The organism is Vibrio penaeicida, assembly GCF_030689305.1.
GTDB lineage: Bacteria > Pseudomonadota > Gammaproteobacteria > Enterobacterales > Vibrionaceae > Vibrio > Vibrio penaeicida_B.
In genome coordinates this window covers 32,169-57,282 of record NZ_JAUYVM010000002.1, presented here as the reverse complement: position 1 = coordinate 57,282, position 25,114 = coordinate 32,169, and the positions used below count along the sequence as shown (strand labels likewise).

Here is a 25,114-nt window from a genome sequence, read left to right as displayed (position 1 = left end):
ATATTTATAAGGAATGGTTGCATATTAATTTAAACAACCACTCTTCTAACAATAAATACACTGGTTCACATTAGATGAAACACAGATTTCACGGTGTGCGCAAACAGATAAACGTCAATTGGCAGAAATTATGAGCATAATCGCGCGGCTAAAAGCGTGGGCGTCAGACAACGTCCCACTAATATTTTCTATACTCCGGTTTATTCAACCCAATGTTCTTTATAAGAATTACGCACTGATCACCCGATTTAAAGACGTTCAGGAAGCACTGTCTCGTCCCAGTGAGTTAGGCGTAACTTACGCCGATAAGATGCGAGTAATCACCGACGGCAGTAACTTCTTTTTAGGAATGGATGATATACCGGACTACACGAGAGATGTGTCGAATATGCGTTTAGCGGTTAGACGTGACGACCTAGATAAAATCGTAGCGCCACTAACGGATAAACTCGCCAAGCAAATTATGGAAAACAGCACAGGGAGAATTGAGTTAGTCTCTGAGCTGACCAGTGTTGTGCCATGCCAATTCACTGCTGAATATCTAGGCGTTTCTGGGATCGAGCCGGAAAAACTATTTAACTGGACTTGTAACCTATTTCAGTACCTTTTCTACCCAGACTGCCCGAAAGATATTGAAGAAGCCGCGATACGAGACGCCGCTAGCTTGCGCGCTCATATCGATCATTTGATCGAAGAACGCCGACTGCTTTCAGCTAACGAACGTGATCAAAAAGACGATATTTTAGAACGATGTTTGAAGTTACAAGAGTCTGGTACACCTGGAATGACCGACTACGATATCCGCAACAACTTAATTGGCATAATCATAGGCTTAGTCCCTACCACCTCGAAATGCGCTATTCTCGTATTAGATTACCTATTAGATAACAAAGCACTTTTTATAAAGGCGCAACGTGCCGCACATTTAGGCGACATGCACACATTGGAGCAATTCGTTCTTGAAACTTTGCGTTTTAAATCCTTTGGTGCAGGTCTTTTCCGTATTGCCAATTGTGATTACACGATAGCGCAAGGCACATGGCGTTCTAGGAAAATAAAGAAAGGAACACAAGTCTTGGTCGCTACACAGTCTGCAATGCTGGATGGACGCGACTTACCTCACCCCAAATCATTTAAGTTAGATCGCCCAAGGCACGTTTACATGCATTTTGGTTACGGTATGCATACCTGCTTCGGTCAATACATTAACCTAATCCAAATCCCTAATATTCTGAAAGCCATCTTGAAGTCGGAGCATATTCTCAGAGCCGAAGGAGAACTTGGAGTAGTTCAATACCGTGAACCCTATCCGATAAGTCTAACGATCACACACGAGCAATTATCCCGTCACACCGATGAGACATCACCGGATACGACAATAGAGAAACCATCAAAAGTCGCATAATCAACAAGTCTACCGGTCTGCCTAAAGGCGCCAGTAGACAATAATAAAATCCATCACTTTATACAGGAATGTGGTATGTCAAATATTGCGGGTAAGGCGTATGCCATGAACGTAGTTACACCAATAAAATGGTATTGGCGCTGGCTAAACAAATTCATATTTTGGACAGTTAACTCTGGAGCCATGAAATTAGTTGGGGCGTCTTTAAATGGGTTAACCACGCTTTCTCTGATTCATTACGCTCGTTGGGCGATCATAAAACCAAGTGAATTTCCTAGGCTTTCAGAATCACAGCCCAAAGAAACCATTAAGTACAGCTACATGTTCTTCTTTAGCAATTTTAATGGCAGTTGGGCTCAATACGTTGACTCTTTCCATAGCGCGATTCCATCTGGTTTGGATCTATTCTGGAAAAACAACGTGAAATACCCGGGTTCAGTGCCACTGCAACCCTTTCACGATTACATCACATCAAATCAAGTATGGACAAACCACTACTACAGCGCCTACCCAATGGCGGCTTCGAACGACGTAAAGTCTGGGCAGCACATTCGAAGCTCACTCTCAGAATTCATTAAAGAAACGCCAGCCAATGAATCAGCGGACGATTTTCAAAAGCGTTACGACGAATTGACTCTTTCGTTACAAGATCACATTGGAATGATGGCACCTTCTCCAATCGTCAGCCTTTCTGCCGAAGCCGTAGAAAAACGCCTTGCTAAAGCCAGTTAAAGAGAGGAATAAATCATGTCTAATACCAGTGGCAACGCCTACGGCTTAACAGCATTGTGCCCAATCATTAACGGGTGCAAAGACGACACCTCATACAGTGCAATACTTCGAGACTACCTACATGCGCTACCGTTAGATAGGTTCAGCCCGATGGCTAAGGTTCCCAACACGTATTTAGCCCGCTTTTACGTGCTCTCGGATGTGTTTTATCAAGGTCATCCCGCGAGAGAGGAACACTTACAGTCTCAATATCTCGTTTTCAGTAGCAATTTTTATGGCGATCTGGACTCCTACCTCTACGACATGTGGCAACACGCTGAAGGGGAAGTGAAGAAAATCTGGCAACACTGCGTCGCTTTTGACGAAGTAAGCAATGCAGACCAATTCATCGAATACGTTAAAAAATGCCAAATCGATAACCAGCTCTTTTTTAATGGTTCGAACGACTTGTCTCTAAAAGCTCAACTGAAAAGCTTATTTTTGAAGCAAGAATTTTCTCGCTTTGTGTACGCAAACCAGGGTAAGCCAGCTCATGAAATTCAAAAACTGTTTCGAGAGTTTGAACGAGCAATAGACATCGACAATCTTTCATCACCGAGTTGGAGCGCAGGGGCGAGTAGCTTAGAAGAAGTCGCAACAACCGCCCATATCTATAGCCAGAACAGCGCATCTTCTGTCGCTGAAAACAAACCATCACTGGAGACAGAATAATGTCAGATACGCCTTCCCCTGCTGCAATAGATCTCCACGATATCCAAGGTAATATTATTAAGGGTTATGGACGATTTGGTTACCCACATGCGCGCTATCTATTTCTGTCGGTACGAAAAGAAGCCGATGCAAGGCGCTTTTTAAGACAAATCATCAATAACGTCACAACCTCTGTCCCATGGGGGCAGCCAGGTCCAAACCAAGAGCCAGTCCCTAAGCCTTTGGCCACCACCAACGTTGGTTTCACTTATAACGGGTTAAAGGCAATCGGTGTGCCGCAGCAGTCACTTCAATCTTTTCCACAAGCTTTTGCTATGGGTATGCCAGCGAGAAAAGACATACTCGGAGACGATCTATCAAGCGCACCCGAGCATTGGGACCCTATTTGGCATTCACCAGAAAAAGTGCATCTTTGGTTATCGATAAATGGACAAACTCAAGCAGACATTGAAATTCGCTACAAAGAGCTGCTTAGGTTGATAGAAATATGTGATGCCGGCGTAGAGTTGTTGCAAGGTCACCGTGCCAGCAATGGGGAGTTACTCCCTTATCAAGACGCTGCTGCATTAAAAGAAAATGAAAAAGTCACGCCAAAAGAACACTTTGGCTATGTAGATGGCATTAGCGATCCTTTTTTCAAAGGAACAGGTGCACCGGCCGAGCGCGTCCTAGGAGCCGGAAAACCAACAGGGAAAGACCCATCTAAGATGGAAGGTTGGGAGCCACTAGAAACAGGCGAATTTATACTTGGGCATCGAGACGAATCGTTTGAATACCCTAAAGCTCCAACACCACCGCTATTGGCTAAAAATGGCACTTTTATGGTGTATCGAAAGCTCCACCAAAACGTCAAATCTTTCAAGCGTTACACTGAAGAAGTCGGCAAAGATTTTGAAGGTGGAAGCGAAGCGCTATCGGCAAAATTTGTTGGTCGCTGGAAGAATGGTGCCCCAATAGCCTCTTTCCCAACTCAAAAGGAAGCTGATGCGTTTCACGATAAATTACGCAAAGCGCAGAAAGACGCAAAAGAAAATCCGACAACTGCAAATAAAGAAAAGTACCTCGAATTAAAACAGCAACTCACGGCTTTCAACTACAGTGATGACATAAAAGGCTCGGTATGCCCAATGGGCTCACACGTTCGTAGAGCCAACCCACGAGGTGCACTCGAATACGGTGTGAAAGATGCGTTCAATACGCCAGGCGCGTTAGTGAATCGCCGACGTATCCTTCGCCGTGGTCTACCTTATGGCACCGTGAGTGAATCGCCTGAAGACTCCGGTAACCAAGGCATTATATTCATGGCGTTAAATGCCGATATAGAGCGCCAATTCGAGTTTGTTCAACAGCAATGGATGAACTACGGCAACGATTTTAAACGCTCCAATGAGAAAGACCCAATCATCGGCAATATGTCTAATAACCCAGACATCTCAGCAGATGGCAGCATGCTCATTCAAGGGAACGAACAAACCGGCAAGAAGCCATTTTTCTGCTCTCATATCCCAAGATTCGTGGAAACGCGAGGTGGTGATTACTTCTTTATTCCAAGCCTCACTGCATTGCGAATGTTAGCAGAAGGCATTATCGACCCTACTTAGGGTCTCGTGACCTAATACGTGTAAAAAGACAAGGACGTCATATGGCTGATCAAATAACAAAGCACAATCATTATCTCTATCAAGTTGTGCTACCGGAAGAATTGAAACACGTATTGCAACGAAAGGTAGTAAACAGAGATGGTCAGGCATTAGAGCGCTCCCCCCGCTCGTTGCCTGATTTTGAGCAGACGCTGATACCTTGGGATCAGCGTTCTGTTCCTCTTAATCAAACCATCGAGTCCCTTACTGATAAAAACCAAGAACAGATGTGGAATGAGGACTCTAGTGTTCTTCACCCTGGCTTAGTTGGATTATGCTTTTCTGGTGGTGGGATTCGTTCCGCTACATTTAATCTCGGTGTCATTCAAGCATTCAAAAAGAGCGGCCTACTTAACAACGTTGATTATCTCTCTACGGTTTCAGGTGGAGGCTACATTGGTTCTGCATTTTCAAGCGCGATGACGGGGGCGGTGACAAACGAGCAGTACGCCGATAAAAAAACGGAAGCAATCGATGCTCTTTTTACCCATGAGCAAGGCGATGTAGAGCCGAGTGAATTCCGCCACTTACGGAACAATTCGAATTATATGGCTCCCAATGGCGGTCTAGACACAATACGTGTTCCCGCCATTTTTCTTCGGGGTATCGTACTTAACGCCTTAGTTGTGCTGCCTTATCTGCTTATTTTTGCCATGGTAATGGCGTTTCTCTCAACATCACCACTTGGCTTTTATAGCGATTATGCCTCGTGGTTAGAGCACATTGGTTTAGGTGCGCACTTCCCAGTGACGAAATCACTCATGTTGCTTTTGTTGCTTAACTATATTGGTTCTGCACTGACGACAAACGCCACTGAAAACGTAAGCTCCTCGAACAACCAGTCTTGGATTTGGCGAGACAGAATCACCTCAGCAATCGCCATTAACGTTGCAGCGATATTCGGCAGCGCCATTGTTGAAGCTCAACCCTTGGCGCTTGAATGGTATCAAACTCTTGTACTATGGGGGATATCATTGCACCAAATGGGCATTAATGGTTTCGCTATCGCCATTGTATGCAGTTTGCTTCTAGCAAAAGTTATTTCAAACCTAAGCAAGATCAGCAATCAGCTTGTTGTCGGTTGTATCGGCTTTTCCGCTATTTTCGCATGCTGGGTAGTGGTGTTGGATGTAAGTGATTCGCTTGTAACTCAAGAGACAAGCTATACCGCAATCGTGTCGCTAACAATAGCACTCATGTTTCTTAACCAGTTTACTGGCAGTGCCAATTTTACCGCGGTAAATCGATTTTATCGCGATAGGTTAAGCCTCGCTTATTTGTTTAAAAAACAGAGCCCTTTTCCTCATGCCCCCATCATTCATACCGACAAACTAAAGCTCTCAGAATTGGATAGCGAATATGCGCCTTACTCTTTGATCAACTGTACTCTGAATGGTGGACAAAGCGTCAACGCCTATAAAAAAGATCGACTGGGCGAAAACTTCATCTTCTCCAAATGCTTTAGCGGAAGTAATAAAACGGGTTTTTGTAAGACTCAAGATCTTGAAGCGTCTCAGCCAAGCATTAACCTCGGAACCGCCACGGCAATATCGGGAGCAGCAGTTGCGCCAAATATGGGGCGAAACACCGTAAAACCTCTCGTATTCTTACTGGCAATGCTCAATATTCGTTATGACTATTGGGTAAAGAACCCATCTAAAATCCATAACCAAGAACAGAGTTCTAGCCGTACTTGGTGGAAAAAGCTATTCAGAAATGACCGTGTCGGTCCTTCTTACTTTCTCAAAGAGCTGTTAGGCAATATCAATACTAGTCAGAATTACATCAACTTATCTGATGGTGGTCATTTCGAGAACCTAGGATTGTACGAACTGGTTCGTCGTGAATGCAGGCTCATCATCATATCCGATGCAGAAGCAGATTTAGAGGGAACCTTCTCTGGCTTGATGGACGCCATACGAATGATTCAAACCGACTTTGGTATCAAAATCACGATGACAGGGCTAGACGAGATAAAGCAAAAAAATCAAGCGCATGCTCATGGAGAAATCCACTATAGAAATGGGCGAGTCGGCAAAATCCTTTACATAAAATCGGTCATGACCCACCCAGAAGATATGATGTCTACCGACGTTCCTAGCAACAATGATTATTTCGATAAATATCGGTACATCGCAAATTATCAATCCAAAAACCCAGCGTTTCCTAACCAATCATCTGGAGACCAATTCTTCGATGAAGCGCAATTTGAAGCCTATCGCGCACTCGGGTATCAGGTGGCCTATCAGACCCTATTTAATCAAGAACAAAGCATTTCAGAATCAGAAGATTCCTTCTCTAATCGACGAAGCGCTTAAATTAACTTACGGATAAGTGATGTACACAATGAATAATAAAAAATCGATAAACAACGTCAATTTCAAGCTGAATAAAGTAATGTCCTATTCGCTTCTATCTTCAGCAATTGCAGTATTGCCCATCAGTAATGCGTTGGCGAATGGCTATCACTTTTTGCACCAAAGTGCTGAAGGTTTGGGAAGCGCTTATTCAACCAACGGGACAGGCGCTAATGATATCAGCGCCATGTTTTCAAACCCTGCCTCTATTGCACGGTTTGATGGAACACGCTTTTCCATTGGAGCGGTATTAGATATGCCGACGTCCAAACTAAGAAATGCCACTGCAACGGCGCCATATACGTCTGGAACCGTGGATGTTTCAGGGTATCCCGCCGAACCAAAACAGCCAATAGATACCGCCTATGGCAGTGCTTTGTACTTTACCCATGAATACCAGCCGGGGTTAGTACTGGGGCTTAGCATTGGTGCCCCCTACGCATACGTTTCCGATTACCCTGATACCGCCGTTTCTCGTTACACAGCCACCAAAACGGCACTTTTCGCTTATAACTTAAGCCCAACAGTCGCGTGGAAAATGAACGACCAATGGTCTTTTGGGGCGGCGGTAAATCTCCAATATTACACCGTAGAACTAGGCACGATGGTCGCAACATCCACGACATCTCCAAGTGTGGATACCGATGTAGCCAGTACCATTACGGGTAAAGATCTTGCCTTTGGTTTTTCATTAGGAACCGAATACCAGATGACCGAAAACACTCGGTTTGGTTTGTCTTATCGCTCCAAGATTTCACACTCATTCAACGGCGATGTAGAACTTACAGGATCGTCAGCCAACTACGCTGCCTTAGTGAGCGCGGCTGCATCTTTAGGCGTCACCATCAGCAGCCCAACGGGCAGCGCTCAATTTGATATCGATACGCCCTCCATGCTTCAAATTGGGGTATTGCATAAGCTAAATGAAGATTTCGAACTGTATGGAAACGCCAATCGATTTGGCTGGAGCGCATTCACAGATACTACCGTGACTTACGGAAACGGTTTGGCGGATACGATAGTAGACAACAATTGGCACGACAGCTGGTTCGTCGCTGTCGGAATGGGCTATCAATACAACCAAGACATAAAACTACGCACTGGTTTCGCATACGATTGGAACCCTACGCCAGCTGATGCTGTTAGCCCGCGAGCGCCAAATAATGACCGCTGGAATGTTGGATTAGGCATGAGCTATCAATACAACGAAAACGTGAAGCTCGATATGGGTTATCAGTACATCAAATTTACCCCAGTCACGATTGATCTCGAAGGTGGAAACAATATACCTCGCGGTACGTTATCGGCTGATCTGGACCTCTATGCCCATATAATTATGGCACAGCTTAATTACACGTTCTAGGAAGGTGCACAATGGATATACCTCACACCGAAGATCTAGAAAAACAGCAACCCACAATGGTAACCAACAGCGGTTTTTTAGATCAGTTGGAACATGAATGTGAAGCACTTGCACACTACGCATTTTCAAAAGGGATTACCGTTCCAGGAAATTTAATGCGACTGCTTAACTCAGGCTTATCAGAGGAGCAAGATGTCCGCGCACATCAGGTAACCGATATCTACAATCAACTCTCAGAGTTAGTCGCCCCTGCGAAGCCTCAAACTATCCTACTGATGTATGACGAAAACAAAAAGGCACCTCCCTTCTTATTTTTGGGCAGTGTGCCATTGATTCGTAGAATGATGGCAGTAGCGCTCGTTTCCCTTTTTTCATTGATTGGGCTGAGCCTTTCAGGAGCTGTTAACAATGAAAATATGGTCGCTAGCATGTTCGATTTGCAAGGCACCGATTTGTTGTTTGTGCAAGCCATTCTGTTAGCCGCATCTGCGATTGGTGCTTCCTTTGCTGGGCTGTTTAAAGCCAATAGCTTTGTTACCCAAGGCATCTATGATCCAAAACACGAGAGCTCATATTGGGTTCGATTTGTGGTGGGATTAATATCAGGTATTACACTCACTCAGCTTATTCCAATCAACTTAGATGCCGTCGCACAATCCACGACAGACATGATAGCCGTTGATACAAATTCAGAGGCAAATCACGCGGCTATTCGTATAACAACCGCTTTACTTGGAGGGTTTTCTGCAAACTTGGTGTACAACTTACTGGACAGGATCGTCGAAACCCTTAAATCCTTTATTACTCCTAAAAAAGTACAAAACCCAGCGGTACTGAGGCAACAATTAGAAAACCAATATCGGAAAGAAAAACTTCAGTTTGTAACGCAACTGTCGCAAGAGCTTTTGCTTATAAAACAAGAGTTAGCCAGTGACGATGAGATGTGCAAAGACAAAATGCAAAAAATGCTCACCCAGTATTTGGATATTCTCGTTAATGGGGAAAAAAGCATACCGACTAAAAAATAGCTCTTATTCAGCCAGTTATAATGAGCTTAATCTCAATGAGCACAAGTGTTCAGAAAGCGAGACGTTTTTTCATCATTTTACATTTACATTTTGAAATAGAATGGTGTATTGTACAAAATATCGCTTTTAAGCACCTTTGCTTGCAAACTAACCGACAACAAGTCGGTCTCTGACACCGTCAGAAAACTAGAAATAGCAACACTATAAAAAATCAATATCTATAAAAACCAAGATACATTAATGTCAAATCCCCAGCACTAAGCTGGGGATTTTTTTGTGCCTAAGCTTTATTTGTGCCTAAGCTTTACTTGTGACTAAGCTTTGCGCATTTTCTGATTAATAACCTAAGAAGTCGCTCTCTGCGATTACTTGCTAAACAGCGATGCGATGGAATACCAAGCAAGGCGTTGTTTTTAAATCAAATTATTCAATCACTTTAGGCTGACTTGAAAATGTGCCAGTACCATCTTTACGTAGCTCGATGAAGGCGTCGCTATCCCCATGAGAGCAGGCATAACGTGAACCTTGCTCCGACTCAGACTTCAAATCGCAGTTTTCCTGAACAGATCCAGTATCTTGTGGATCATATTCAAATGTTGCCATAACGACATTCGTGTCTAGATCGTGTTTTTCTTGGATATTAATGGCAGATTTAGGCAGAAAAGCTGGAAGCCAGCCCTGCTCGACAATACCGGACGCTTCCATTTCCTGATAGTTCTCAAACTTTGTGCTTACGCTATCGCCAAAAATCCCCGCCCAAATTTGAGTCGATACAAGAAGTGCCAGAGGCACAATTACGTTGCGTGTCTTCATAACGTTTATCCTTTCAATTTAAATTCCAAATTCCCCGTACAGCAGAATTGTTTTATAAAATGAAAGTGCAACTTTTGTCATAGCAACGTCATGGGTAGGTTAAGGTTTTTAACGCGAATTTAAGCCAAATTTTCTATCCAGTTCGAAAGCTGTTTTGCTTGATCGATTGCGTTGAAATGTCTTAGTACTCTATCTCTCGCAGCACGTCCCATTTTTGCTCTCTCCTCAAACGAAAGTTGAGCAAACTCCGAGATTTTTTGTGATAGCTCAGCCACATTCTTTTCCGGAACCAAGTATCCCGTTTCTGGAGTAACTATTTCTTTGCATCCCATAATGTCTGAGCAAATCACGGGGGTTCCCACCGCCATTGCTTCTTTTAGAACCAGTGGACCGGTATCAACACACCCTGTGTCAGAAAAACAAAACGGTGCGACCAAACAATCATATTCGGCCAAGTGATCTTTCACCCAATGATGGGGTTGAGGACCTAAAAATCGAACATAATAGTCCAACCCGAGGCGGTTAACCTGAGATTCTAACTCTCCTCTCATTTCCCCATCTCCAATAATGTCTAAGCTGATATTGTAATGATGGATCAATGGAAGCAGAGCATTGATTAGATAATGAACACCTTTCGTCACCACTAATCTTCCCAAAAACACCAATCGAACATGTTCAGTCGGTGACTTTTCTTGCATAACAAATCGCTCTGTTTTTACTCCACAGTGCAGCAGCTTTATGTTTCCCTTTGCCATGCTGTCGAAGTCACTTTGCATATCTTTGCAAACAGCCACCACAAAATCGCTGGTTTCTATTTTTCTGTCGATATCAAGTGGGGATTCATAAACATCGTGCCCGTGCCCTACAAAAGAACAGCCGATGTTCAATATTTTAGCCGCGACAATAGCATGTGCAGCGGTATGCTGACAGAAATGCGCATGAACGTGGTCGACGCCCTTCTCTGCCAGTTGCAAAGCCAATTTAGCACCGTAATAGTAGAGCGATTTCTTCGGCAATCCATTTTGAGTCGTGACAAAGTGGAGAGCCTTTAATCCGCCGAGCAACGAAGTGCGTCTCAGCATGCGCATCGGGACTTTCTCACCAATAGTGACAACGTCATAATTAAACACATTATTCGAGTGCTCTTTTTCAAAAGTAAACACACAGACTTGATGTCCACACGCTTGAATAGAGTCCACTTCAGTCTGAATGAAGGTTTCACTCAAAGCCGGATAGGTAGGCGTAATAAATGCCACTTTCTTCATGACCAAATTCTCACTTGATGTACCTTGTACCCTACACAGCAAAATACACGCCAATCATTCCTCCCTTTAAAATCAATTAATTAGATTCAAACAACAAAAGAAAAGGTCATAAGTTCTCAATTTGAAAAGCAATATGAATGTACACGGCTTGTTTATCTTCAAATTGTATCGCTTTTTCTTCACCCGTATTTTTTTATCTATTTTTCAAAAAGTTATGGCTTGGCATGTTTTCTGCCTAAGTTAATGTCTATACCCAAGTGACCTCCACCTTGATTTAATTGGTATGAAGCAAATCGCAAGTTGAAGTCCTTATCGCCTGAAATCAAAACAGAAGGCAAGAAGCGAATGAAAGCATTAGCACAGTCGGCGTACTACGCCATTGGAATCATTATGATGAAAGGGGTTTCCCTTATGATGATCCCATATCTCACCAGAAAGCTCTCTGTAGTCGAATACGGATCGCTTGAAATACTGCTTTTGTTAGCCGATATCGGAACCATTATGTTTAGCTTCGGTATCATAAACGCGATGTACCGATATGTTGGGACAGCAGAAGGTGAACACAAGCGCGCGCTCATTTCGAACTGCTTTACTCTCAGTGTTCTTTTTAGTGGCATTGGAGCAATTATTATCTTCATCACGCTCCCTTTACTCATTCGCATGCTGCCAGCAGCATTCGAAAGCTATCAAATCGTATTACTTGCCATTCCCATTTTGTTGGATGGGCTAATTACTATTCCTATGACTCTTATGCGAATGAACGATCTCGCAAAACGGTTTTGTGTATTAAATGTAATGAAAGCCTTAGGGCAAGCACTGATGACTTTCATTTTGCTTGAAGCTGGCTATGGCATTGATGCAGTCTTGATTTCTTGCATGGTATCGAGCGTGCTATTGATGCTGTGTTTGCTTGGGTACCAAAAACAAGAAATGGGGTCTTTTGGTCAGCTTAAATACTCAAAATTGCTATTGAAATTTGCCTTGCCGACGTTAGGCGGATTCTTGTGTATCTACATGATTACGGGGTTAGATCGTTGGCTACTTGCTAGCTTTACAGGTGTAGAAGAGCTTGCGGTGTATGCCATTGCAGTGAAGTTTGCCTTAATTTTAGGGCTGGCTCTTGAACCCTACGCTTTATGGTGGTTCCCCAATCGAATTGCATTGCTACAGCAATACAATGGTAAACAGATCTGTGCCGATAATGCGATGCTTGGTACTAACTTAGGCATTTATCTGGGGATGCTGATGATACTCACGGTGCCTGGTTTTATCACCCTAGCGCTACCACCTGATTATCATATGTCGGCAACGCTTGTTGTGGGGCTGATTTTGGTGAACATGATAAAAACCGCTGGAGATTACTTAAACTTAGGCTGCTTTAGCGGGGATTCCAGCCAAGCACAAATGTGGATCCAGTGTGCCTGCGCAGTATTTGCTGTCGCTGGCTACGTTTGGCTTGTGCCACAATTTGGTGTCATTGCTGTCATTGCGGTTCTTGGTGGTGCTTATTCTGTTCGTTTAATGCTGATCTACTTGGTTAGCCAGCAAAAAGAACCGCTACCTTACCGACACGCCAACTTGGTCAAAAGTATTATGATTGCATTTTCAGCGTGGCAACTGCATCAATGGCTTGATGCATCCCTCACGTTTTTTCCCAGCATAGTGTTGGGCATGATCGTCTCGGTGCTTGCGACCATAGGATTCCTGCTTTTCGGTATTATCCCTATTCCTGAATCACTCAAAATCAAGTTGAGCAACTTTGTGAAATCTCATATGCCTACGGCGCACTAGTGCTACCGAGCACAATCCAAATCAAACGCGATCAAAATGCAAGATTTGCAGACAATACCCGTGCTCTAACGGCACGTTCCGGATAAACTCTATAATTAGGGTCTGTTGATCTTTCGCGGTTAAATTTTGTTCGAGTTCTATGCCTTTTAATCGCGACGCAAGGTGTGACGCCTAGTCATTCTAAGCAAATACCTTGCAACAAAGAGTAAAAGGCATAGAAACGAACCCTTTGGGCAGCATTTGTGGCTTATTTCTACTGCGTTATCGCTTATTGATGTAGAGCGACTACACCGAATAAGCTCTGCCTTGTATAAATCACCCACAAATTGCTGCAAAAATCATCTCGAAAGATCAACAGACCCTAAGATCTGTTTTCGATAGCAAAGCAGTTGTAAGCGTTATTCGATAGAGAGTTTATGAATCAGTCTTCGCCATTACCTTTCCTAATTGCAGGTCCCATGCTCAGAAAAGCCACATCTAATGAATTGGTTTTTTGGGTGGTCACCACAGAGCCACTGTCTGGTCACTTTCAGCTTTATCAGCAAGACTCAGACAAAGCGATCTTCTCTCACGATCTAGACCAGTGTCAGCCGATTCAAGTGGGTACTCGTGCCTTTGTAACCCTTGCTCACTTTCATGGCAATTTCCCTGTAGACGAACGCCTTGAATACGAATTTATCTCTCAGAAAGGTAACTTCATCGAACTGTGTCCGCACTTACTCTATGAAGAAGAAAAAAGACTCTCGATAAAAATACCGTCCACCGCCGATTATATTTTGCACGGTTCATGCCGAAATCCACACCACAATGGAAAAGACGCACTGATCGCGGCGGACGCTAAAATAGCCAAGCAACCTTGGGATGAGCGCCCCGATATGCTGTTAATGGCCGGCGATCAAATCTATGCAGACCATGTCGCTGGTCCGATGCTGAGTGCGATTGTGCAAGTGATCGATTTACTAGGTTTGCCTAATGAAACGTTCAACGATGCCAAAATCGCATCGACCGCAGACTTACACGCCCATGCAGACGGCTTTTACGGTCGCGAATCTTTACTACCTAGCTATCAAGCAGAAAGAAGTTGGTTATTCTCGTTTATGCCCTCTATGCCGTCTCCGGTTTTTAGTTCTAGAGATTGCGGCAACCATTTGATCAGCTTTTCAGAGTTCTTCGCCATGTATTTGCTGGTTTGGTCGCCACAACTTTGGCCGCATGTTGCTTATTCGTGCCCGCCAACGACACTGACAAACAAACTCAAAACTCGATGGGAAAAAGAAAATACCCAAATTACACAATTTGTAGAAGGGCTGCCTTTTGCTCATAGGCTATTTGCACATTTGCCTACTTACATGATCTTTGACGACCACGATGTCACCGATGACTGGAACCTGACCATTGGTTGGGAAAAAGCAGCGTACAACAATGCCTTTTCCAAAAGAATCATTGGTAATGGTTTATTGAGTTACTGGCTTTGTCAGGGATGGGGAAACGAGCCCTCTAATTTCAACTCGGAGTTTTTGGCATTGGCCAATGCCTTTTTTGGTTCGCCAAATGTACAGAATCAAGATGCTTTCATACAGCACTTGTACCAATTCGAGAAATGGCACTACACCATACATACCTCGCCCAAAGTTGTGGTTTTGGATACTCGAACTCGCCGCTGGCGCTCAGAATCAAAAATGAACAAGCCCTCTGGGTTGATGGACTGGGAAGCGTTAATTGAGTTTCAGCAAGAACTAATGCATCAAGACAAAGTTATTGTGGTTTCTGCTGCGCCAATGTTTGGTGTGAAATTTATCGAAGCACTCCAAAAAGCGGCAACTATGATAGGTCAGCCTTTAATGATCGATGCTGAAAACTGGATGGCACACCCCGGCAGCGCAAACACCTTACTCAGCATTTTCACTCACACAAAAACGCCTACCCATTTTGTTATCTTGTCGGGAGATGTTCACTATTCTTTTGCCTACGACATCAAACTACGATTTCGAAAGTGCAGCCCAAACATCCACCAGATTACATGTAGCGGCATCAAGGCTCAGTTTCCAGAACCACTTCTTGGATTCTGCGATCATGCGGATCGGTTGCTCTATTCTCCTCGCTCACCACTGAACTTTTTTACCAAGCGAAAGCGTCTGAAAGTTCAAAAACGCAACCCAAGTATCGAAGGAACTCGAAGACTGGTCAATGCCACAGCCATTGGAGAGGTAAAACTCGATGCGAAAGGAAAACCAGAGCGCGTTTCTATTCTTACAGGGGAAGGTAGCGAAATCGAATTTCTGCCTCTCAGCCGCAGCAGTAAGCAGTAAGCAGTAAGCAGTAAGCAGTAAGCAGCTTATCTTCACTTTTTAAAATTAATTTGTTCCTTTTCTTTGGTGAGTGCGTCTTTACCTATTATGCGCAGTGTATTTGCTGCGCTTTATAAGGAGAAAGCACATGAGCATCAAAGAAACCAACGATATCTATCATAAAGATATGTTCAACCGCCGCGGATTTTTAAAAGGATTTGGCGCAGCAACACTTTCCGCAACCGCACTCACCATGATGAGTGGCTGCTATTCCGCCCAAGCCAATCATCATGGACGAAAAGCTTTGTCAGATAACGCCGTACAAAGTGACATTGTCATTCTCAATACCGCAATAGAGGCAGAACAAGAAGCCGTTGCCGCTTATCAACTTGGTGCAGAAAGCCAATTACTAAGCAAAGATCTATTAAACGTTGCCGTTCAGTTTCAAGGGCATCATAAAGAGCATATTGAATTGCTGGCTTCTGTGGTTACACAGTTAGGTGGAACCCCATCTGAACCCCTCAAACAGTATCAATTTCCAGTCGAGAAATTAAAGCAGCCTTCCGATGTTCTAATGTTTGCCGCTCAACTGGAGCGAGGCGCAGTGAGCGCCTATGCCGGGGCTATACCGCTTTTTGATAATCGCGACTTTTCCAAAGCGGCTGCAAGCATTTTAGCCGACGAAGCCATGCATTGGGCTGTCTTAAGGAACGCATTAGGCTTAGATCCAGTGCCAGGTGCCTTTTTTTCCTAACCCGTATTTGTTGTCGACAACAAAGCCAATGTTAGCAAAGCGATTTTTACTAATGGCTTTGCTTATTCAACTCTATTGAGGAGCCAAAATGCGCCATCTTTATCTATTCTTTATTGGATTGGGTTTTGTGCCTTTTTCACAATCCAGCACGGTTGCCCAAGGAGAACACCTGTACCAAAGCTGCGTTGGGTGTCATTCTCCCTCTTATAACCGGACGGGACCTAAACACTGCTTCTTATTTGGAAGAAAAGTTGGTACTCAAAAAAACTATCGATACAGCAAAGCAATGCTTGACTCGGACTGGGTTTGGAATGAAGACACACTCAATCGTTTTCTAGAAAATCCAAGAAAAGCGATTCCTGCCACTAAAATGACAGTAGCAGGCGTAACAAGCCAAACACAGCGAATCGCCATTATCGCCTATTTAAAAACATTGGATCAGCACTCCGAAGAATGCGAGGGGTTACACGATGACAGATAATACACTCACATCCTACTCCGATCTGGCACTCATTGAACTCACGTTGGCGCGTAACAACCAAGCGGCTGAAGTACTCATCCGTCGCTATAATCAATTGCTGTTTCGGATCGCTCGTGGTTTCACGAACAGTACTGATGACGCCATGGACATCGTTCAGGAAGCTCATCTGCGTGCATTGCAGAATTTATCTACGTTTCGTGGCCCATCAGGATACGCGGGATGGCTTTCCGTCATCACTCGAAATGTCGCGTTAAATCGCCTGAGGTCGGAACAGAGGCTTGAGTATTATGGCGACCGAGAAATACCCAGCGATCAATTTCATCAATCTGTTTCGGAGCCCGTTATGAACCAGAACATACTTCAACTCCTTGAAAATGAAATTGATCAGCTACCGCTTAACTACCGTTCGGTGTTCATATTGCGCTGTGTACAGGGTTTATCTTCCAGCGAAACTGCACACTCTCTGGGGCTCGATGTCACCGTGGTTAAAACACGATATCGGAGAGCGCGAATGCAATTGCAATCGCAAATTCGAATTCATATGGAAAAAGAGTCAATGTCACTCTACGAATTTGCTGGTGACCGATGCGATATCATTACCCATTGCGTTTTGACCGAGTGGAACAAGCCATGAATCGCCTAGGGTTATTCTTCAGGTTCTAAAGATAAATGTGAAGAGAGTAACTGCATAATAAACGTATGGACTTGTTCGGTATAAGGTGAGTCTTCGCCTAACTTCACATTGAGCTTACGGTGAGAAAGCTCGACAGGAAGCACTTTTGCGTAGCCACCAAGAAGATTCACCTTCTTTGCAAACACCTCGGTTTGTTGGCAGGAATCTTGTTTTCGCGTTGAAGAACATACGGCGAGAAACGGAGGAATCGAAGATTGAAGTTGCAGTAACGGTGAAGCGAGTTGCCAAGTTTTTTGGCTCTCACCAAAAGCTTTTCTGTAAAAGCGATTCACTCTATCTGCAGACATGATTTTGACAATGTCATACGCCGCAGTATCAAGTGATACTGTACCAAGCCAAAGTTTTGCACCTCGCTGAGTGATGAGTTCTGGTTGGACAGAAACGAGAGAAATGAGGTGCCCACCCGCTGAATGCCCCATAAGAATGAACTTGTGCGGACTACCACCCCATTTCGAAGCATTATTCTGTGCAAATATTAATGCGTCTCTCACATCTTGAGCCTGAACCAATGGCGGGGTTTCCGGTAACATTCTGTAATTCACCGAAATGAAAACAAACCCTTCTTTTACCCACTTGTCTATTTTGGATTTTACCTGCGAGCGAGCTCCCTTATCACCAACTCTCCATGCGCCACCGTGAACAAAAAAGATCACCGGAGCGTCTTTAGCGAATTGTGGAAAGTAAACGTCCAGCTTTTGCTTCTTGTGCGCACCATACGCAATATCGCGAAAGGCGTTGTGGTCGGTGGATGCGAGTGCAATGGTACTGACAGGTATTGAAATCAACACAACCCAAACTAAGCGTATAAATGAGGACATAGCCACCCTATTCAAAGTGAATTACATCAAGCTTAGTTCTCAGTACATTGAACCTCCAGCATGCAGTTAAATAGTTTTTATCCGTTATTTGAGCGACATTTTCATAATGTGTTGAGGGCCTGCCGGACCACCATGGTAAAGCTCACCATTGTCTTTAAAACCATTGAGCTCATAACAACGATAAGCCCCAGGGTTTTTGCAATTCACCGTAAGATAAATGAATTCAAACGTCTCATAACACTGCTGCAAATAGGAATGAAGCGCAGCCACGGCTTGTTTACCATAGCCACTTCCTTGGTAACGTGTATCAACAAAGAAAGCTCTTAGCCCTAGCGCTCCACAAACAGCAAAGTCGTACTGCTCACCGTAGGTCGTATCGACAAGAAAGAACCCAACCACCTTATCGCTTTCATTCACCATCACGTGCGGGTGTACTTTGTTATCTACGTTCACCAAAATCTCTTCCATTGTACCGACAAACTTTAACTGCTCTTCTGCGACATGCAGCTCGGATACTTGGTTCAAATGTTGTGAGCTCATTGGTTGTAGGCTAATCATCTTGGCTTCCTTTCCTCATTTCCCATTCCGAACGTAACATAGCGTAGATAACGGTATCCCACCAACGTTCTTTAAAGTATCGATGTTCAATAAACTGAGCTTCCTTTCTCATTCCAAATTGGCGACACATCGCTATCGCGGCTTTGTTTGCTCCAATCGTTTCGGCATACAAACGGTGAACCGCCAGCTTTTCAAATCCAAACCCTGCTATAGCTTCTGCTGCTTCTTGCGCGTAACCAGCACCTTGAAACTCACGCGCCACACCACATCCCATCGAAGCTTGCTGATCGGCTTCCAATCGAATGCCACACGTGCCAATCACTTCACCTGTTTGCTGTAAAACGATAGCGAGCTGATATTTACTTCGTGGTAATTCATGCGCTTGCTCAATGAAAAGATTAACCAAAAACTCAGCCTTCTCTATCGAACAATCGTCTTCATCATAGAAGCGCTGATACTTTGAGTCTTGAGTCAACTCTATGTATGAGGAGACATCTTGGATCTCAAAATCCCTTAATATCAGTCGTTCCGTAACAATTTCAAACACTTCCCTCTCCATTTGATATTTCTCTCTCCCTATTGTGGAGCTAGCGCGACTATACAAAAGGGAATGATATCGCGCTACTCACATGTTTAATTGCTTGATCTATTGCATGATGAAGAAATTAATATTTGAAAATCGGATCTACCGTTAACACAATTTTTCCCACCGCCTGGAACGTTTCAACTCTCTCGTGAGCTGTTTGAATGTCATCCAGCGGATAAATTGTATCTATTGGCGTAAGTACAGAGCCAGAATTCACCAGTGACAAGACCGCTTCCAAAGATTCTCGGCTTGGCATGACCATCATACGTGTAAATTCAATTTCTGCTTGTTGAGCTTGAGCGGCAGGGATCTCGTCAAAGGTGGACACAACTTTTCCTCCTTGTTTAACCGCATGAAGGGTACGACGAATCAGGTCATCGCCTGTCTTTGCTACTAAGGCGATATCGAAACGGGCTGTGCCACTCCAATTAGGATCCATTTCTGTGTACACCTCATCTGCCCCAAAAGATCGCACATAGTCGTGCTTATGTGCAGATGATGTTGCAACAACATGCGCACCCGCTGATTTCGCTATTTGAACAGCAAAACTCCCGACCGCACCAGACGCATTATGTATCAAGACTTGTTCACCTTGCTTCAAACCCGCAATATCATGCAGCCCCTGATACGCGGTCATTGATGCCAGAGGTAAAGCAGCCGCTTCCAAAAAGCTCATCTTTTCTGGCTTAATCGATACAATATCCGCATCGGTTACGATGTATTCCGCATTAGTACCTTGCTCTCCGATAGCGGTGTACGCAACAACCTTGTCGCCTACATTGAACTCCGTAACACCAGCTCCGACTTCTTCGATAATACCGGAACAATCCCAACCCAGAATTAGCGGCAAAGTATGCATGCCACTGTCTTTCAACATCCCATTGCGTATATGAAAGTCCACAGGATTAACACCGCTAGCGACGACTTTTATTAGGACCTTTCCTGTCTGAACTTGCGGTTTTTCAATGTCGCCAATCACTAGCTCATCTTTGTTTCCATATTGATTAATAAATGCTGCTTTCATCTGTTTTTCCTTATGATTTGAGAACAGCTTCAGTATTACGCAATCAATTCATTCCAAATAATGCATATATAATATAGTTTTCATTCCCTCAGGGAATAAGTTAAGAATGGAACAATGTCCAAACCAGATTTAAATCTTATATTGATCTTCGATGCCATTATGCGAGAACAATCCATTACGATTGCAGCAGAGCAACTAGCGATGACCCAGCCTTCGGTTTCCAAAGCGGTATCTCGAATGCGCTACATCTGGAAAGATCCGCTGTTTGTTAAAAAAGGGCGAGGCATTCAACCTACCCCCTATGCGATCAATTTATGGGAAACCATCGCTAACCCGATAAAACAGATCGAACAAGCGGTAACACCACAAGCCTTTGACCCAATGAATACGCGAACACAGCTTCGCGTGGCACTGACAGACGGTGTCAGCTATCTGTTTTGGCCGCATTTAAGGCGCGTGATTGAACAAAGAGCAAAAGCCATTGATTTGTATGCCGTACCCTTTAGAGGAGATGGTGAGCAACTGCTCCTTGATGCGCAAGTTGATTTGGTTTTAGATTATTACCCCACATCACACCCGCACATCCACTCAGAGCTCATATTTGATAATCACTTTACATGTGTGATGCCACCATCTCACCCAAGAGCAAAAGACGACATGTCACTTGAAACATTCTGCACAGAAGAGCACTTACTGGTCTCTCTGTCGGGGGATCCGAAAGGCATTGTTGATAACCGTTTAAAAGAAATGAACCTGTCTAGGCGTATCGCCATTACAGTTAACAGCTTTTCTAGCGCAATTCATTTACTCAAACAATCAAACTTAATAAGCGTTATGCCACGTTCCGTGGTTTGTGGAGATATACAAGCCGGTACACTCATCGAAAAACCATTGCCGTTAGTTGTTCCGCCTGCACCTATTTCAATCGCTTGGCATAAAAGAAGTGCCAACAGCCAAGCGCTAAAGTGGCTTATTAATGAAGTTCATACTTGCTTATCGGAACAGAGTGCCGTGTTTAACTGGATGCCAGTATCACCAAATTGAAACAAAGGTATCCATTCTCTGTATTCCTCGCTATTCTCCTTGCCTTCTGACAATAAGGGATTAAATATGCGCAGAAACACTTCACTTAATCGCTGGCTTGCCATTCCAAAACCAAGACCCAATGCCCCGTTACGCTTAATCTGTCTGCCTTATGCCGGAGGCAACGCAAACTCATTTGTTCCCTATAGTGCTTTGCAGGAACTGAATGCCGAAATTTGCGCGGTACAGTTACCAGGAAAAGGCAGCCGATTAAATGAAGCACAGTACGAAAACATGGATACGTTAGTGGAGGATTTAGCGGAAGCATTAGCCCCTATCACCGACAAACCTTATGTCATTTGGGGGCACAGTTTTGGTTCACGAATTGGTTTTGAGCTGATCCGCTATTTCAAAGAGCATAAAATGCCGATGCCTATTCATTTCATTCCGGCGGCATCAAGAGCGCCTCATGAATTGAACACTCGAAACCCGATTCACGGACTGTCGGATGAAGGGTTTAAAATAAAGTTAAAGGAAATGGGCGGAACACCAGACGAAATTATTGAGCATGATGAACTCATGTCCATACTATTGCCTGGTTTGAAAGCGGATTTTAAGCTTGCCGAAACGCACAAAGTTAGCGCTATTGAACAGCTCAACGTTCCCGTTACGCTATTGGGTGGCACTATTGATACCATTATTCCACCTGATTCGTTGCCGAACTGGCAGGCACACTTTTGTGGCGACTTTGAATTGGAGATGATAGAGGGCGACCACTTCTTTATCGACAAGCAATTTGAGTCTGTAAGCAAAAAGCTTGTCGATATTATTCAGCGCGTTACCGAAAAAAGAACGGGTTTAGCTCAACCAGCAATCTGATTCCGTTTTGCTTAATATACGGTCCCAGCGAATATTGACCCCGTATTGACCCAGTGTTTTTACCGATGTCAGAATACAGTCACATGGGAAATTGGCAGGCAGTACCAAGTCTTCAGACAAAATGTCCGGCAGCAAAGGAAAAGCACATAAACTATTAATCCTTTGCTGTTCAACGAGCTTTGACATGCTTTCACCGAGACCAATTTCAATTAGTATACAACTTCCCAAATCTTCAGAGACACATTGTAGCCCTTTTGCAAATTGAACCGTTTGTTGGATTTGACTCGCCCAGTATTGCGAATGTTCAACGTCTCCTTGCTGTACCCATCTTCCCGTTATCGTGGAAACAAAAGGCGTATGAATCGGGTAACTGGGTATGCCCTCGATATAAGTGCCGAGCGTTTTGGATACATCTGTCATCAAATTGGAGTGCAGTGCATACCTTTGAGAGACGTACTCTCCACTTTCTGCATTTTCAACATATTGATCTAACCAACGACTTAGAGGCTCTGCACCTCCCGAAACAACACATCTATGTGGAGTACTCACATAGGAAAGAGAGATTTTTTGATCGGAGCTAGGATGAGTCTTATTCCAATCATCCAACCATTTCACTACCTCCGCTTTCCCCTTAGGAACAGCAAACATTGCGCCAGCTTGCGCATCATCCATCAGCCGTTGGCGAGAACAGACCATGGCAAGCACATCTTCAATGTTCAATAATCCACTTATACAGCCCGCTACGTATTCACCGAGACTGTCACCGATAAGCGCATCAGGCTTAACCCCCCAATGGATAAGCGTTGAGGCGAGAGCATATTCAAATACGTAGAGCTGCACCTGACTTACAGGCTGCTTGCTGTGCACTTGACACTCACTAAAAAAGAACTCCGTTTCATCCGCTAAGTGCACATCAATTTTTGTGAGATGCCATAAACATTCTTCCACTCTCTCGTGAAAAAACTCAAAGTTCTCGTACAAAGATCTCGCGCAACGATGAGGCTGTTCTTCAAGACCGCTAAACATAAAAACAACAGCAGGTTTGGATCTCGAGTATGAAGAACTTCCTCCCATGCTCTCATGAATGTGATTGAAATGGTTAGGTCCATAGCTTGGTGTATTTGTGTTTCCCAGACCTGTTATAGGGCTATCTGTTATAGGGCTATCTATTATTGATCTATCTGTTATTGAACTACCCGATTGCATGAAAAGTGTTTTTGCTTCTTGATTATCCAACATAAAATCTTGACGTTTTTCTGGATGAAACATGGTTTTCGCTCCTTGAATGGAACTACGAGTCTGATGTAGCAAACGTGACTAATAGCTGTCCGAAATGCGGAATACTTGAAAAATTCAGATCGTTATTCCAGATTTTTTATAGTTTATTGATTGATTTAGAAAATTGACGTCGAATCAACGAAAGTCGTGCTCATTTGTGCAAATTTGAAAGATTTTCGGGTCCGAAGCCTACTGCTCGGCTTTTGCCATTTTGTATTGAGAATACTTTTAAATACCGCAGTACATTCAATTATTTATAAATTTAAAATAATCACTAGATGCAAATATGGACATGGAGTGTTGCAATTTTGAATGCTAATAGCTTTTCTCACCTAAAAAGAATGGCAATGTTCGCAGCGATAGTCGAAGCTGGGAGCTTTGCCGCAGCGGCTAGAAAACTAAAAACGGATCGCTCTAAACTCAGTAAACAATTGTCAGAGCTGGAAGCTCAGCTAGGTTCTCGCCTAATACAGCGTTCAACCAGAAAGCTTTCGGTGACAAGAGAAGGACAGAAGGTTTACCAAGAAGTTAAGCAATTACCTTACTTGTTTGAACATATTGAATCCATCATCGCCCCCAAAGAGGTATCTGGGCGAGTATCGTTAACAATGACTTACGATATCGCTCTGAATCAGGTTTTACCTATCTTAGAAGAATTCAGAGAGACCTACCCTGAGGTGGAACTCGATTTGATCCTGAACGACCATAAGTCAGACATAGTGGCAGAAAATATCGATCTGGCGTTACGTGTTGGCAGCCCGCAAGACAGTTCGTTGATCGCCCGACAAATGTTCGAGCAAAGTGCCCACCTATTTGCAAGCCCCGAGTACATCGCAAAACATGGGATGCCCAACACAGCGGAGGAGCTAGAGTCACATTATTGGGTTTTACTCGAACAGCAATCCGCTAGTAACAACCTACAAAAGCTCTATTGCGACGGAAAGATGATCGCTATTGCGCCGAAGAACTATCACTGTTGCAATTCTCCGCTAGTAATGCAGAAGCTCACTTTGATGGGCGTCGGAGTGGGGTTATTGATTCCATGTACCGTACAAAAAGAGATCGATACTGGTGAGTTGATTCAGGTGGCTTGTGGCATTAGAAGCGAACCCAAGATCTTTAACCTAGTGTATCCTTCTAGGAAACAAATTCCGGCACGGATCAGGCACTTGATAGATTTTCTTCTTGCCGCTGATATTTTTTCAGGTATGTCATATAAGGGTTGTTGAGTCAGGTGACGCATATTCCCAAGTAGCCTCAAGATGCTTGGGTATATACCCAAATGGCCTCAAGATGCAGGATTCAGAGCTTCATATTCTGGTCCAATTCAAGCCTTTCTACTTCAAAATCAGGAACGCAGCGTAATGACTGGTCCTTTTCAAGTTTTTTGACGATGAAGTGGTACAGAATATGTGCTCCCAAGGGCGAGTTTAATTGGCTTTCATGCTTCGTTACCGACTCTTGATTTAGACTTACTAGATCTTCAAGCCGGTGCCTTGCCTGAAAGCCAATTAATTCTCGCTGAACCAAGCATCTTGAGGTCACTTGGGTATATGTTAATAAATCAAATTTAACGATCTCAAAAATGCCATGGGTATTGAGCCCTGCCCTTTAACATTTTTGATA

Annotated in this window: 22 protein-coding genes; 15 read left to right on the top strand and 7 right to left on the bottom strand. The window is 43.9% G+C overall.

Going from position 1 to position 25,114, the window contains the following annotated elements; translation table 11 throughout:
- Positions 1 to 130: 130 nt before the first annotated feature.
- The 7 genes from Q8W40_RS03445 (at position 131) to Q8W40_RS03415 (ending at position 9,236) form a co-directional block, all read left to right on the top strand.
- Complete coding sequence (locus tag Q8W40_RS03445; RefSeq protein WP_305395894.1) at positions 131 to 1,405, top strand: cytochrome P450; 1,275 nt, start codon at positions 131 to 133, stop codon at positions 1,403 to 1,405.
- A gap of 75 nt (positions 1,406 to 1,480) precedes the next feature.
- The gene (locus tag Q8W40_RS03440) at positions 1,481 to 2,137 is read left to right on the top strand and encodes a hypothetical protein (protein WP_305395893.1); all 657 of its coding nucleotides are present in this window, start codon (positions 1,481 to 1,483) and stop codon (positions 2,135 to 2,137) included.
- A 15-nt stretch (positions 2,138 to 2,152) separates the two neighbouring features.
- Positions 2,153 to 2,848, top strand: a complete 696-nt coding sequence (locus Q8W40_RS03435; protein WP_101115203.1) for a hypothetical protein — start codon at positions 2,153 to 2,155, stop codon at positions 2,846 to 2,848.
- Positions 2,848 to 4,449 carry a Dyp-type peroxidase gene (locus tag Q8W40_RS03430; protein WP_305395892.1) on the top strand — a complete coding sequence of 534 codons (1,602 nt, stop codon included), beginning with the start codon at positions 2,848 to 2,850 and terminating at the stop codon, positions 4,447 to 4,449. The genes Q8W40_RS03435 and Q8W40_RS03430 overlap by 1 nt, the downstream gene beginning before the upstream one ends.
- A 41-nt stretch (positions 4,450 to 4,490) precedes the next feature.
- On the top strand, positions 4,491 to 6,806 hold the full coding sequence (locus Q8W40_RS03425) for a patatin-like phospholipase family protein (RefSeq protein WP_305395891.1): 2,316 nt from the start codon (positions 4,491 to 4,493) through the stop codon (positions 6,804 to 6,806).
- Positions 6,807 to 6,834: 28 nt separating this feature from the next.
- Positions 6,835 to 8,208, top strand: a complete 1,374-nt coding sequence (locus tag Q8W40_RS03420) for an OmpP1/FadL family transporter (protein WP_305395890.1) — start codon at positions 6,835 to 6,837, stop codon at positions 8,206 to 8,208.
- Between the two features lie 11 nt (positions 8,209 to 8,219).
- Entirely contained in the window at positions 8,220 to 9,236 is a 1,017-nt protein-coding gene (locus tag Q8W40_RS03415; RefSeq protein WP_305395889.1) for a hypothetical protein, read from the top strand.
- Positions 9,237 to 9,659: 423 nt separating this feature from the next.
- Here the strand turns inward: Q8W40_RS03415 and Q8W40_RS03410 are convergent, their stop codons facing one another.
- Both Q8W40_RS03410 and Q8W40_RS03405 read right to left on the bottom strand, forming a co-directional pair.
- Complete coding sequence (locus Q8W40_RS03410; protein ID WP_101115198.1) at positions 9,660 to 10,049, bottom strand: hypothetical protein; 390 nt, start codon at positions 10,047 to 10,049, stop codon at positions 9,660 to 9,662.
- A 119-nt stretch (positions 10,050 to 10,168) separates the two neighbouring features.
- On the bottom strand, positions 10,169 to 11,314 hold the full coding sequence (locus Q8W40_RS03405) for a glycosyltransferase family 4 protein (protein WP_305395888.1): 1,146 nt from the start codon (positions 11,312 to 11,314) through the stop codon (positions 10,169 to 10,171).
- A 345-nt stretch (positions 11,315 to 11,659) separates the two neighbouring features.
- Between Q8W40_RS03405 and Q8W40_RS03400 the strand changes: the two genes are divergently transcribed.
- The 5 genes from Q8W40_RS03400 (at position 11,660) to Q8W40_RS03380 (ending at position 17,262) form a co-directional block, all read left to right on the top strand.
- Complete coding sequence (locus Q8W40_RS03400; RefSeq protein ID WP_305395887.1) at positions 11,660 to 13,105, top strand: lipopolysaccharide biosynthesis protein; 1,446 nt, start codon at positions 11,660 to 11,662, stop codon at positions 13,103 to 13,105.
- 416 nt (positions 13,106 to 13,521) lie between these two features.
- Positions 13,522 to 15,414, top strand: a complete 1,893-nt coding sequence (locus Q8W40_RS03395) for an alkaline phosphatase family protein (RefSeq protein WP_305395886.1) — start codon at positions 13,522 to 13,524, stop codon at positions 15,412 to 15,414.
- 127 nt (positions 15,415 to 15,541) lie between these two features.
- Positions 15,542 to 16,147 (top strand): ferritin-like domain-containing protein, encoded by a 606-nt coding sequence (locus tag Q8W40_RS03390; protein WP_305395885.1) that lies wholly within the window; start codon positions 15,542 to 15,544, stop codon positions 16,145 to 16,147.
- An 88-nt stretch (positions 16,148 to 16,235) separates the two neighbouring features.
- Positions 16,236 to 16,628, top strand: a complete 393-nt coding sequence (locus Q8W40_RS03385; protein ID WP_305395884.1) for a c-type cytochrome — start codon at positions 16,236 to 16,238, stop codon at positions 16,626 to 16,628.
- Positions 16,618 to 17,262: a sigma-70 family RNA polymerase sigma factor gene (locus tag Q8W40_RS03380; protein ID WP_305395883.1), complete on the top strand. Its 645-nt coding sequence runs from the start codon at positions 16,618 to 16,620 to the stop codon at positions 17,260 to 17,262. The genes Q8W40_RS03385 and Q8W40_RS03380 overlap by 11 nt, the downstream gene beginning before the upstream one ends.
- 11 nt (positions 17,263 to 17,273) lie before the next feature.
- Here the strand turns inward: Q8W40_RS03380 and Q8W40_RS03375 are convergent, their stop codons facing one another.
- The 4 genes from Q8W40_RS03375 to Q8W40_RS03360 form a co-directional block, all read right to left on the bottom strand.
- Complete coding sequence (locus Q8W40_RS03375) at positions 17,274 to 18,140, bottom strand: alpha/beta hydrolase (protein ID WP_305395882.1); 867 nt, start codon at positions 18,138 to 18,140, stop codon at positions 17,274 to 17,276.
- A gap of 84 nt (positions 18,141 to 18,224) precedes the next feature.
- Positions 18,225 to 18,698 carry a GNAT family N-acetyltransferase gene (locus tag Q8W40_RS03370; RefSeq protein WP_305395881.1) on the bottom strand — a complete coding sequence of 158 codons (474 nt, stop codon included), beginning with the start codon at positions 18,696 to 18,698 and terminating at the stop codon, positions 18,225 to 18,227.
- Positions 18,691 to 19,245, bottom strand: a complete 555-nt coding sequence (locus Q8W40_RS03365) for a GNAT family N-acetyltransferase (RefSeq protein WP_305395880.1) — start codon at positions 19,243 to 19,245, stop codon at positions 18,691 to 18,693. Before Q8W40_RS03365 ends, Q8W40_RS03370 begins: the two co-directional genes overlap by 8 nt.
- A 118-nt stretch (positions 19,246 to 19,363) precedes the next feature.
- A complete protein-coding gene (locus tag Q8W40_RS03360; protein WP_305395879.1) occupies positions 19,364 to 20,308 on the bottom strand; it encodes an NADP-dependent oxidoreductase in 945 nt (314 codons plus the stop codon).
- A 114-nt stretch (positions 20,309 to 20,422) separates the two neighbouring features.
- Between Q8W40_RS03360 and Q8W40_RS03355 the strand changes: the two genes are divergently transcribed.
- Both Q8W40_RS03355 and Q8W40_RS03350 read left to right on the top strand, forming a co-directional pair.
- Complete coding sequence (locus tag Q8W40_RS03355; RefSeq protein ID WP_305395878.1) at positions 20,423 to 21,352, top strand: LysR family transcriptional regulator; 930 nt, start codon at positions 20,423 to 20,425, stop codon at positions 21,350 to 21,352.
- Between the two features lie 66 nt (positions 21,353 to 21,418).
- On the top strand, positions 21,419 to 22,210 hold the full coding sequence (locus tag Q8W40_RS03350; protein ID WP_305395877.1) for a thioesterase II family protein: 792 nt from the start codon (positions 21,419 to 21,421) through the stop codon (positions 22,208 to 22,210).
- Here the strand turns inward: Q8W40_RS03350 and Q8W40_RS03345 are convergent.
- Entirely contained in the window at positions 22,190 to 23,479 is a 1,290-nt protein-coding gene (locus tag Q8W40_RS03345; protein ID WP_305395876.1) for an acyltransferase domain-containing protein, read from the bottom strand. The genes Q8W40_RS03350 and Q8W40_RS03345 overlap by 21 nt on opposite strands.
- Before the next feature lie 287 nt (positions 23,480 to 23,766).
- Between Q8W40_RS03345 and Q8W40_RS03340 the strand changes: the two genes are divergently transcribed.
- Positions 23,767 to 24,717, top strand: a complete 951-nt coding sequence (locus Q8W40_RS03340; RefSeq protein WP_305395875.1) for a LysR family transcriptional regulator — start codon at positions 23,767 to 23,769, stop codon at positions 24,715 to 24,717.
- Positions 24,718 to 25,114 lie beyond the last annotated feature (397 nt).